The organism is Hydrogenophaga sp. (assembly GCF_048549895.1).
GTDB lineage: Bacteria > Pseudomonadota > Gammaproteobacteria > Burkholderiales > Burkholderiaceae_C > Hydrogenophaga.
The window spans coordinates 110,342-121,585 of record NZ_JBLYYB010000078.1; the positions used below are offsets into that span (position 1 = coordinate 110,342).

The following is an 11,244-nucleotide window of genomic DNA, read 5'->3' on the forward strand; positions in this document are numbered from 1 at the left end:
TTTCTCAGCGCGCAAACGCGCGCCGGAGATCACTTCTTCTCGGGCACATTTTTCTTGCCCTTGTTCTCGGCGATGTAGTCGCTCCACGGATCGGCGACCACCGGGCCCGGCGTCTTCCACACCACATTGAACTGGCCGTCGGCCTTGATCTCGCCGATGAACACTGGCTTGTGCAGGTGGTGGTTTTCCTTGTCCATGGTGCTGGTGAAGCCACCCGGTGCCTTGAAGGTCTGGCCGGCCATGGCGGCGATCACCTTGTCGGTGTCGGTCGACTTGGCCTTGGTCACGGCCTGCGCCCACATGTTCACGCCGATGTAGGTGGCTTCCATCGGGTCGTTGGTGAGTGGCTTGTCCTTGTGGCCGGGGATGTTCTTGGCCTTCGCGTAAGCAGCCCACTTCTTGGTGAACTCGGTGTTGGCCGGGCTCTTGATGCTCATGAAGTAGTTCCATGCAGCCAGGTGGCCCACGAGTGGCTTGGTGTCCACGCCGCGCAGCTCTTCTTCGCCCACCGAGAAGGCCACCACGGGCACGTCTTTGGCGGACAGGCCGGCGTTGCCCAGCTCTTTGTAGAACGGCACGTTGGAGTCACCGTTGATGGTGGAGACCACGGCCGTCTTCTTGCCTTCGGACGAGAACTTCTTGATCTTGGCAATGATGGTCTGGTAGTCGGAGTGGCCGAACGGGGTGTACTCCTCCATGATGTCGGCATCGGCCACGCCCTTGGCCTTCAGGAAGGCGCGCAGGATCTTGTTGGTCGTGCGGGGGTACACGTAGTCGGTGCCCAGCAGCACCCAGCGCTTGGCCGAGCCGCCGTCCTTGCTCATCAGGTACTCCACCGCGGGAATGGCCTGCTGGTTGGGCGCGGCACCGGTGTAGAACACGTTCTTGCTCAGCTCTTCGCCCTCGTATTGCACGGGGTAGAACAGCAGGCCGTTGGCCTCTTCCACCACCGGCAGCACCGACTTGCGCGACACCGAGGTCCAGCAACCGAAGATCACCGCGGCTTTGTCTTGCGTCAGCAGCTGCTTGGTTTTTTCGGCGAACAGCGGCCAGTTGGATGCCGGGTCAACGACGACGGGCTCCAGCTTCTTGCCCAGCAGGCCGCCCTTGGCGTTGATCTCGTCAATGGCCATCAGCACCGTGTCCTTGAGCACGGTTTCCGAAATGGCCATGGTGCCCGAGAGGCTGTGCAGCACGCCGACCTTGATGGTCTCCTGGGCGTGGGCGCTCAGGCCGGTGAAGCCGAGCGTGGCAACCGTGGCAGCGGCGGCCAGGGTCTTGAGGGTAAAACGGCGGGCGTTCTGGGTTGTCGACATGGCGCTTCTCCTGAGTTCCTGGGGTCCCGTGAGGGGTTGGTGTTGGCGCCGCCGGCTGCCCTCTTCGGGCGTGGCTCAGCGGACAACTGGATGCTAGGGAAGACCCTCGGGGGCGTATGTACGCCGGGTGGCGTACGTTGGTGGTTCCGGGTGAGGTCAGCGAAGGTCAGCCGCATGAAGCCGGAGGTCACAATCTCTGTGAAACCTCAGACCGAAGGCGCGCTGCAACACCGGCACACGCCCCGACACCATGAACGACTTGATCCTCTACACCACTGAAGACGGCAAAAGCCAGATCAAGCTGCGGACGGAACAGCAGACGGTCTGGCTCACCCAGCTTGACATGGCAGAGCTGTTTGACGCCACCAAGCAGAACATCTCGCTGCACCTCAAGAACATCTTTGAGGATGGGGAGCTGGAGCCAGGGGCAGTTGTCAAGGAATCCTTGACAACTGCTTCAGACGGCAAGCGATACCTGACACAGCTCTACAACCTCGACGCCATTCTGGCCGTGGGCTACCGCGTGCGCTCGCCGCGCGGTGTGCAGTTCCGCCGATGGGCGTCCTCCGTGCTGAAGGAATTCCTGCTCAAGGGCTTCGTGATGGATGACGAGCGGCTGAAGAACCCGGACGGCCGCCCGGACTACTTTGACGAGATGCTGGAGCGCATCCGGGATATCCGGGATATCCGGGCTTCAGAGAAGCGCTTCTATCAAAAAGTGCGCGACCTGTTCGCGCTCAGCAGCGATTACGACAAGACGGACCAACCAAAACAAAGGCCAGCACGAAGCTGGCCTTTGTCGTTGAAGTCGGAGCCTCTCAGCCCGCCGGCACCAGAAAGTCCTTGCTGATGCGTCCGCCGAGTTCATTCACCCGGTCGAGGAACTGCGTGAGGAACGCGTGCAGGCCGGTGGCCAGGATTTCGTCGATGCGCGCGTACTGCAGGTCGGCCTTGAGCTTGCCGGCGCGGCGCAGGGTTTCGGCCGAGAGGTCGTTGGACACCACGGTGAGGTTGTTGACCACTTCGTTCAAGCTGGCGGCCAGGCTGCGCGGCATGTCGGCGCGCAAGATGAGCAGCTCGGCCACGCGCTCGGGCGAGATCACGTCGCGGTAGACCTTGCGGTAGACCTCGAAGCCGCTCACGCTGCGCAGGATGGCGCTCCAGTGGTAGAAGTCGTACTCCTGATCGAGCTCGCTGGCGTTGCCGAAGAAGTCGCTGTGCACGGCGTGGAACTTCACATCGAGCAGGCGCGCGGTGTTGTCGGCGCGCTCCAGAAAGGTGCCCATGCGGTAGAAGTGGAACGCCTCGTCTTGCAGCATGGTGCCGATGGCCACGCCGCGCGAGAGGTGTGACCGGAACTTGACCCATTCGAAGAATTCGCTGGGGTCGCGTTCGAAGTTCTTGCTCTTGATCATGCGGCCAAGTTCGAGCCAGGTCTGGTTTTGGGTTTCCCACAGCTCGGTGGTGAGCGCGCCGCGCACGGCCCGGGCGTTTTCACGCGCGGCCTTCAGGCAGGTGGCAATGCTCGACGGGTTGGACTCGTCGCGCACCATGAAGTCGAGCACGTTGCGGGGTGTGATTTCCTGGCCGTACTTTTTGTTGTAGGCGGGCATGAGCTCGCTGATGACCAGCAATCCCTCCCAGCCCACCTGCGCCACGGCGGCGGACTGCGGCAGCAGCGAGGTCTGGTAATTCACATCGAGCATGCGGGCGGTGTTCTCCGCGCGCTCGGTGTAGCGGGACATCCAGAAGAGGTGGTCGGCGGTGCGTGACAGCATGTGTGATCCCTATATTCAGATGGGGTCAGAGCTGCAGGTCTGACCCCAGGTCTATTCGAAGCTCAGTCTTCCAGTACCCAGGTGTCCTTGGTGCCCCCACCCTGCGAAGAGTTGACAACCAAAGAACCATCCTTCAACGCCACACGGGTGAGCCCACCTGGCACCATCTGCACCTCCTTGCCGCTGAGCACAAAGGGCCGCAGGTCGATGTGGCGGGGCGCCACGCCGCTTTGCACATACGTGGGGCAGGTGGAGAGCGAGAGCGTGGGCTGTGCGATGTAGCCGCTGGGGTTGGCCTGCACGGCCTTGCGGAAGTCTTCGATCTCGGCCTTGGTGGAAGCCGGGCCGACCAGCATGCCGTAGCCGCCAGCCCCGTGCACCTCTTTCACCACCAGGTCTTTCAGGTTGGCCATCATGTATTTCAGGTCTTCGGCGTCGCGCCCCATGAAGGTGGGGACGTTGTTCAGGATGGGTTTCTGGCCCAGGTAGAACTCGATCATCTTGGGCACGTAGGGGTAGATCGACTTGTCGTCGGCCACACCGGTGCCCACCGCGTTGCAAATGGCCACGTTGCCGCTGCGGTACACGCTGAGCAGGCCTTCGCAGCCCAGCGTGGAGGTGGGGCGGAACACGGAGGGATCGAGGAAGTCGTCGTCGACCCGGCGGTAAATCACGTCCACCCGCTTGGGGCCGCGCGTGGTGCGCATGTAGACGAAGTTGTCCTTGACGAACAGGTCTTGCCCTTCCACCAGCTCGATGCCCATCTGCTGCGCGAGGAAGGCGTGTTCGAAGTAAGCGCTGTTGTACATGCCGGGCGTGAGCACCACCACCGTGGGCTCAGCGGTGGTGGCCGGGCTCACCGCGCGCAGGGTTTCCAGCAGCAGGTCGGGGTAGTGGGCCACCGGGGCCACGCGGTTGGAGCCAAAGAGTTCGGGGAAGAGCCGCATCATCATCTTGCGGTCTTCGAGCATGTAGCTCACGCCACTGGGCACGCGCAGGTTGTCCTCCAGCACGTAGTACTCGCCCACGCCCTGGGCGTTGGGGGCGCGCACGATGTCCACGCCCGAGATGTGCGAGTAGATGTTGTGCGGCACGTCCACGCCCATCATCTCGGGGCGGAACTGCGCGTTCTGGAAAATCTGCTCGGCCGGCACGTGGCCCGCCTTGATGATTTCCTGGTCGTGGTAGACGTCGTGGATGAAGCGGTTGAGCGCGGTCACGCGCTGCACCAGGCCTTCTTCCATGCTGTGCCATTCGTGCGCCGGAATGATGCGGGGAATCAGGTCGAAGGGGATCAGGCGCTCGGTGCCGGAGCCGTCTTCGTCCTTGGCGCCATACACCGCGAAGGTGATGCCGACGCGGCGGAAGATCATTTCCGCCTCCTCACGGCGGGCCGCCATCACCTCCTCGGGCTGCTGCGCCAGCCAGCGGGCGTAGTTCTCGTAGTGGGCCCGCACCTCGTTGGGCGAGGCATTCATTTCGTCAAACATGGGTCTGCTCATGGGCTTTTTTCTCCTGATCACAGCATAGCAAGGAGTGGGCCAGCGAAACCCCTCCCCCCACCCCTGCCGCGTCTTTCCTGCGCCTTTCCAGCGCCGGCCTCCTTACGGAAAACCCTGTGCACCCAGACGCTCGGGCCGACTTCTAATCGAAAGCCGCGTTGGCGCCAGCCGACATCCGTGCAAGCCCAACCGGGAGACAGCCATGAATGCCAGCCAGCACCGGCACATTGCCGCGGTGATGCAGGTCGCCGAAAACGGCCTGGGTGCGCCGGTGGCCACCGGCAACGAGGCGGTCATCCGCGAGTCGTGGCACCGCTGCGTGCACCAGCACCAGCTCGACCCCACCCGGATGCAGGAGGCGGTGATCCTGCCGCAGGCCCGCTTGCGTGAGCACCAGGACCAGATGGAGGCTTTCCTGCACATCGCGCGGCACGGTCTGGAATCGCTCTACACCAAGGTGGCGGGGCTGGGCTACGTGGTGCTGCTCACCGACGCGCGCGGCGTCACGGTCGATTTTCTGGGCGACTTGGTGTTCGAGCCCAGCCTGCGCAAGGCCGGGCTGTACCTGGGTGCGGACTGGAGCGAGCAACACGCCGGCACCTGCGGGGTGGGCACCTGCATCACCACCGGGCAGGCCCTCACCGTGCACCTGGACGACCACTTCGACGCCACCCACATCCCGCTCACCTGCACCACCGCGCCCATCTTCGACAGCAAGGGCGCGCTCAGTGCGGTGCTCGACATTTCCCAGCTCAGCTCGCACCAGCCCAAGGCCAGCCAGCACCTCGCACTGCAGCTCGTGCAGATGTACGCGCACGACATTGAAAACGCCGCCTTCCTGCACCGCCACCGCCGGGACTGGATCCTGCGGCTGTCGGCGGCGCCCCAGTTTCTGGACGTGCAGCCCGAGTACATGCTGGCGCTGGACGCGAGCGGCCGCGTCATTGGCCACAACCGCCGCGCCCAAGTGGCTTTTCAACGCCCCGGCGCGCAGGCTCTGACCGGCCTGCGCTTCGAAGACCTGTTCGATGTGCCGTTCTCCCGGATCGGCGATTTTGTGCAGGCACGCCCTTCGGACCAGCGCGCGCTCATGCCCACGAACAAACGCCAGTTGCTGTTTCTCTCCGCCTCGCCCCCGCCTTCGCGCCTGGCCACCGCCCAGACCGCACCGGCCTCCCCCCTTCCGCAGCCGCTGCGCACCTTGTCGGCGGGCGACGCCACACTGGAGCGCCAGATCCACCGAGCCGCGCGGCTGGTGAATTCGCCCATCAGCCTGCTGGTGACTGGAGAGACCGGGGTGGGCAAGGAATATTTCGCCAAAGCGGTGCACGCCAGCAGCGAGCGGCGCCACCGCCCTTTCGTGGCGGTCAACTGCGCCGCCATCCCCGAGAGCCTGATCGAGAGCGAACTCTTCGGCCATCTGCCGGGCAGCTTCTCCGGGGCGTCGCCGAAAGGCAAACGCGGCCTGATCCCGGAAGCCGATGGCGGCACCCTGTTTCTGGACGAAATCGGCGACATGCCGCTGGCTCTGCAGGCGCGCCTGCTGCGCGTGCTCTCGGAGCGCGAGGTGTTGCCGGTCGGCGCGCTCAAGCCGACGCCGGTGAACATCCGCGTGATTGCTGCAACCCATGCGCCATTGGAGACGCTGGTGAAGGCCGGGCGCTTCCGCGACGATCTCTACTACCGCCTCAACGGTGCCCACATCGACCTGCCGCCGCTGCGCGAACGCTCCGACCTCGGCGCCATGATCGACCGCATGCTAGACGGCAAGACCCTGACACCGCCCGCCCGCGCCCGGCTGCTGGCGCACGACTGGCCGGGCAACCTGCGCGAACTGCGCAACGCGCTGGACTTCGCCATGAGCGTGAGCCGGACGCCCACCATCGATGTGGACGACCTGCCCGAACTCAGAACGCGCTCGCCGATGGCCACCCACCGCCACGCGGCGGCACAAACCGCCGCAGACCCGGCCTCGGACGATGCGCTGCTGGAAGCGCTCACCCAGGCGCATTGGAACGTGAGCGCCGTGGCCCGACAACTCGGTCTCTCGCGCATGACGATGTACCGCCGCATGAAACGCGCGGGCATCGTCTCGCCCAACCGGCAGCCCACGGTGCAGTGACAGGTGTCACAGGCGAGGTGTCACACCGTGACAGGTGCACGCCCCCGCCTTCGGTGAAATCTTGTTTTGAATCAATGGCTTGACGATTTCAGGGCGTTGGCACGGGTCTTGTGATGTCTGAGCCGGTCGAACCTTCATGTTGAAGGCGACCCACAACAGGAGACAAGACCCATGACCCACACCCCTTCCCAAAGGGCCTCCAGCTGGCTGTCGGATTTCGAGACCGCCTTGTCCACCGGCGATGTCGACGGGGCCACCTCCGCTTTTGCGGAAGACGGCTTCTGGCGCGACCTCGTGGCCTTCACCTGGAACATCCGCACCCAGGAGGGCCGCCCCGCCATTGCGGCCATGCTGCGCGATCGCCTGGCCGACACGGCACCCAGCCACTTTGCGCTGGAAGGCGAGGCCACCGAGGCCGACGGCATCGTTGACGCCTGGTTCACCTTCGAGACGAAGGTGGCCCGGGGCCGCGGGCACCTGCGCCTGAAGGCCACGCCCGCTGGCGACCAGGCCTGGACCTTCCTCACCACCATGACCGAGCTCAAAGGCTTCGAGGAAAAGCGCGGCGAGAACCGCATCAAGGGCGCCGAGCACGGCTCAAAAAAGGCACGCAAAAGCTGGCTGGAACTGCGGCGGGAAGAAGAGGCGAAGCTGGGTTACGAGGAACAGCCGTATGTGGTGATCATCGGCGGCGGGCAGGGCGGCATCATCCTCGCGGCGCGGCTGAAAAAACTGGGTGTGCCCACCATCGTGGTGGAGAAAAACGCACGGGCCGGCGACAGCTGGCGCAACCGCTACAAGTCGCTCTGCCTGCACGACCCGGTGTGGTACGACCACCTGCCCTACATGCCCTTCCCGGACGACTGGCCGGTGTTCGCACCCAAGGACAAGGTGGGCGACTGGCTGGAGATGTACACCAAGGTCATGGAGATCAACTACTGGGGCTCGACCACCGCCAAAAAAGCGCAGTTCAACGAGGCCAACGGCGAGTGGGAGGTGGTGGTGGTGCGCGACGGCAAGGAAGTGACCTTGCGCCCCAAGCAACTGGTGTTTGCGCTGGGCGTGTCGGGCTACGCCAACGTGCCAAAGATCGCGGGCGCCGAGACCTTCCTGGGCGACCAGCACCATTCCAGCAAGCACCCCGGGCCAGACGCCTGCCAGGGCAAGAAGGTGGTGGTGCTGGGCTCCAACAACTCGGCGCACGACATCTGCGCGGCGCTTTGGGAGAACGACGTGGACGTGACCATGGTCCAGCGCAGCAGCACGCACATCGCGCCGTCAGACTCCCTGATGGAGCTGGCCCTGGGCGGGCTGTATTCGGAGCAGGCGGTCAAGAGCGGTATTGACCACCACAAGGCCGACCTGATCTTCGCCAGCGTGCCCTACAAGATCATGCACAGCTTCCACATCCCCGTGTACGACGAGATGAAGAAGCGCGATGCCGACCTGTACGGCCGCCTGGAGAAGGCCGGCTTCATGCTCGACTTCGGCGACGACGGTTCGGGCCTGTTCATGAAGTACCTGCGCCGGGGCTCGGGCTACTACATCGACGTGGGCGCCTCCGAGCTCGTGGCCAACGGCAGCATCAAGCTCAAGAGCGGCGTGAACATCGAGCGCATCAACCCCAGGTCGGTGACGCTCACCGATGGCACGGAGCTGCCCGCCGACGTGCTGGTCTACGCCACAGGCTATGGCTCGATGAACCACTGGCTGGCCGATCTGGTCTCGCCCGAGGTGGCGGACCGCGTGGGCAAGGTGTGGGGCCTGGGCTCGGCCACCACCAAGGACCCGGGGCCGTGGGAAGGCGAGCTGCGCAACATGTGGAAACCCACCAACCAGAAGCAGCTGTGGATCCACGGTGGCAACCTGCACCAGAGCCGGCACTACTCGCAGTTTCTTTCGCTGCAACTCAAGGCGCGCTACGAAGGCCTGTCGACGCCGGTGTACGAGCAGGCGGCGGTGCACCACCTGCGCTGAGCCCATCGACCGCAACAGGACCGGTGTGGTGCCAATAGCGCCGGTTTTCTGCCCGGTGGCAACGCACCGCGTCGGGCTCGGCGCTGCGCCAGGTGGCGGCGCCGCAGTCCGGTGAAGTCACCCAGCGCACGCCGCGCTGCTGGTAACGCTCCAGCACGGCGGGCGCCGGGTGGCCGAAGCGGTTGCGGTAGCCCGACTGCACCAGCACCCAGCGCGGCTGCAAGGTGTTGAGCAACACCGGGGTGCTCGATGTGAGGCTGCCGTGGTGGGGCGACAGCATCACCGTTGCGCGGTCTTGCGGCCGGGCGAGTGCGAGCCGCACCTCCCGCGCGGCGTCGATGTCGCCGCCCAGCCAGGCGCTGTGCTGTGCGCTGGCGATCCGCAGCACGCACGACATGGCGTTGCTGCTCAGCAAGCCCTGACCGTCGGGGCCGTAGTCGTCCGGGTCCGGGCGAAGCATCTCGAAACTCACGCCGTCCCAACTCCAGCGCTGACCCGCCACGCAGCGTTCTGCCGCATCGGCGCTGAACGACGACAACCAGCGCGCCTGCGGGTGCGCCGCTCGCACTGCCTCGGCGCCGCCAGCATGGTCGCTGTCGCGGTGGCTCACCACCACCGCGTCGAGCCGCTCGCCCAGCGCGCGCAGCAGCGGCAGCACCACGCGCTCGCCGGCATCGCTGTCGGGGCCGTAGCGCGGGCCGGCGTCGAACAGCAGGCTGTGCGCTGCGGTGCGCACCAGCACCGCGCTGCCCTGCCCCACGTCCAGCGCGATCAGCTCGAACTGCCCCGGTGCCGGGCGTGGCGGCGTGTACAGCAAAGCGGGCGCCAGCAACAAAAGGCCGGCGGAGCGCACCACCCACGGCAGGCGCAGCACCAGCAGCGCACCGCCGGCCACCGCGGCGAGTGCCAGCGGCCAGGGCGCTGCCGGGCGGAACACCGCCGCCCAACTGGCCTGCCCCATCCACTGCAGCGCCGAGGCCATGGCCTGCACCACCCAGGCCGCGGCGTCCCACAGCGGCGGCAAGGCCACACCCAGCAAAGCCAGCGGTGTGATGAGCAGCGTGACCATCGGGATGGCCACCAGGTTGGCCACCAGCCCCACCACCGAAAACTGCCCGAACAGCAGCAGCGTGAGCGGTGCCAGCGCCAGCGTGACCACGCCTTGTTCGCGCAGCAAATTCGTCAACGCGTGCCCCGCCCGCCGGTGCAGCAGCGCCACCGGCGCAGCAGCCTTTGAGCGCCCCGGGTCGGTGGCAAACAAGATGCCCACCGCCACAAAACTGAGCCAGAAACCCGGCTGCATCAGCGCCCAGGGGTCGAGCAGCAACACCGCCGACATGGCCAGCAGCCACACCACCGGCCAGGGCCAGTGCCGCACACCCAGGCGCAGGCCCACCACCACGGCCAGCATGATCACGGTGCGCTGCGCCGGCACGCCCCAGCCGGAAAACAGCGCGTAAGCCGCCGCCAGCACCACCCCGCCCATGCCCGCCACCACCGGCACGGGCACCGCCAGCAGTGCCTGCGGCCACACCGGCGCCAGCCGCCGCCAGCCCCAGGCCAGCAGGGCGGTGGCGAGCCAGGCAAACATGGTCACGTGAAGGCCGGAAATGCTCATGAGGTGGGCCACACCGGTGGTGCGGAACAGCGTCCAGTCCTCGCGGTCGATGGCGGACTGGTCCCCCACCACCAGCGCGGCCAGCACACCGGCCGCGCGCGGGTCGTCCACGCGCTCGTCGATGCCTTCGCTCACGCTCTGGCGAAAGGCCTCCAGCGGGTGGTGCCAGGTCGACCCCAGGCGCTCGGGCGCCGGGTCGCGTGGCCCGCTCTTCACATGGCCCGTGGCCTGGATGCCGCGCTCCCACAGCCAGTGCTCGCGGTCAAACCCGTGGGGGTTGGACAAGCCGTGCGGGCTGCGCAGGCGCACGGTGAAACGCCAGCGGTCGCCAGCGCGCACGCTTGGACCCCGGCTGGCCAACTCCCACAGCGGTCCTTCGGCGGCGGGCGAGAACCCGCTGGTCCAGCCCAGCTGGATGCGCCCGGGCACGGACACCGGCCGCCCTGCGCGTGTGGCCGACTCCACCAGGAAGTCAAACCGCTCACCCTGCGCCGTGCGCTGCGGCAACGAAGCCACGCGCCCGATCAGTTCAATGTCGGTGCCCTGCAAGGCCGGGTCCAGCGCGTGGCTGGCAAAGTGCGCGGCGCGCGCGCCGGTGAGACCCACGCCGATCAGGCAGCCGGCGAGCACGGCAAGGGCCACACCCGTGCCACGACCCGCCAGGCGCAAGACCACCACCAGCGCCAGGCCCGCACACAGCAGCAGGGCATACACCCACCACGGCCACAACGCCGGCTGCTGCAACTGCAGCGCCACGCCCAGCACCCAGCCCGGCAACCCCGCCATCCAGCCCCGGCGCATGGTCAGCGCAGCGTTTTCAACACCACAGCCAGCGCGATGCTGGCGGTGCAGTCATCGTTCTTTGGCGCAAGTCTTGCTAGGATGATTCCCAGCACCCACGGCCCCGCCTGTGCCCGACGATCCATTGTTT

The 11,244-nt window shown here is 66.1% G+C and carries 7 protein-coding genes; 3 read left to right on the forward strand and 4 right to left on the reverse strand.

Annotated elements, in window-relative coordinates; genetic code table 11:
- Positions 1 to 29: 29 nt before the first annotated feature.
- On the reverse strand, positions 30 to 1,316 hold the full coding sequence (gene urtA, locus ACN4F8_RS08575; RefSeq protein ID WP_419473180.1) for an urea ABC transporter substrate-binding protein: 1,287 nt from the start codon (positions 1,314 to 1,316) through the stop codon (positions 30 to 32).
- Between the two features lie 250 nt (positions 1,317 to 1,566).
- Between urtA and ACN4F8_RS08580 the strand changes: the two genes are divergently transcribed.
- A complete protein-coding gene (locus tag ACN4F8_RS08580; RefSeq protein WP_419473181.1) occupies positions 1,567 to 2,166 on the forward strand; it encodes a virulence RhuM family protein in 600 nt (199 codons plus the stop codon).
- Here ACN4F8_RS08580 and ACN4F8_RS08585 read toward each other — a convergent pair.
- Together ACN4F8_RS08585 and ACN4F8_RS08590 are read right to left on the reverse strand one after the other, a co-directional pair.
- Positions 2,135 to 3,094, reverse strand: coding sequence for an alpha-E domain-containing protein (locus ACN4F8_RS08585; RefSeq protein WP_419473182.1), 960 nt, complete (start codon positions 3,092 to 3,094; stop codon positions 2,135 to 2,137). The two genes, ACN4F8_RS08580 and ACN4F8_RS08585, sit on opposite strands and share 32 nt — an antisense overlap.
- A 62-nt stretch (positions 3,095 to 3,156) precedes the next feature.
- A complete protein-coding gene (locus ACN4F8_RS08590; protein ID WP_419473183.1) occupies positions 3,157 to 4,596 on the reverse strand; it encodes a circularly permuted type 2 ATP-grasp protein in 1,440 nt (479 codons plus the stop codon).
- A 202-nt stretch (positions 4,597 to 4,798) separates the two neighbouring features.
- Between ACN4F8_RS08590 and ACN4F8_RS08595 the strand changes: the two genes are divergently transcribed.
- Both ACN4F8_RS08595 and ACN4F8_RS08600 read left to right on the forward strand, forming a co-directional pair.
- Positions 4,799 to 6,718, forward strand: a complete 1,920-nt coding sequence (locus ACN4F8_RS08595; RefSeq protein WP_419473184.1) for a sigma-54-dependent Fis family transcriptional regulator — start codon at positions 4,799 to 4,801, stop codon at positions 6,716 to 6,718.
- 171 nt (positions 6,719 to 6,889) lie between these two features.
- Entirely contained in the window at positions 6,890 to 8,695 is a 1,806-nt protein-coding gene (locus ACN4F8_RS08600; protein ID WP_419473185.1) for an NAD(P)/FAD-dependent oxidoreductase, read from the forward strand.
- Here ACN4F8_RS08600 and ACN4F8_RS08605 read toward each other — a convergent pair.
- Complete coding sequence (locus tag ACN4F8_RS08605; RefSeq protein WP_419473186.1) at positions 8,628 to 11,114, reverse strand: DNA internalization-related competence protein ComEC/Rec2; 2,487 nt, start codon at positions 11,112 to 11,114, stop codon at positions 8,628 to 8,630. The genes ACN4F8_RS08600 and ACN4F8_RS08605 overlap by 68 nt on opposite strands.
- Positions 11,115 to 11,244: the final 130 nt, after the last annotated feature.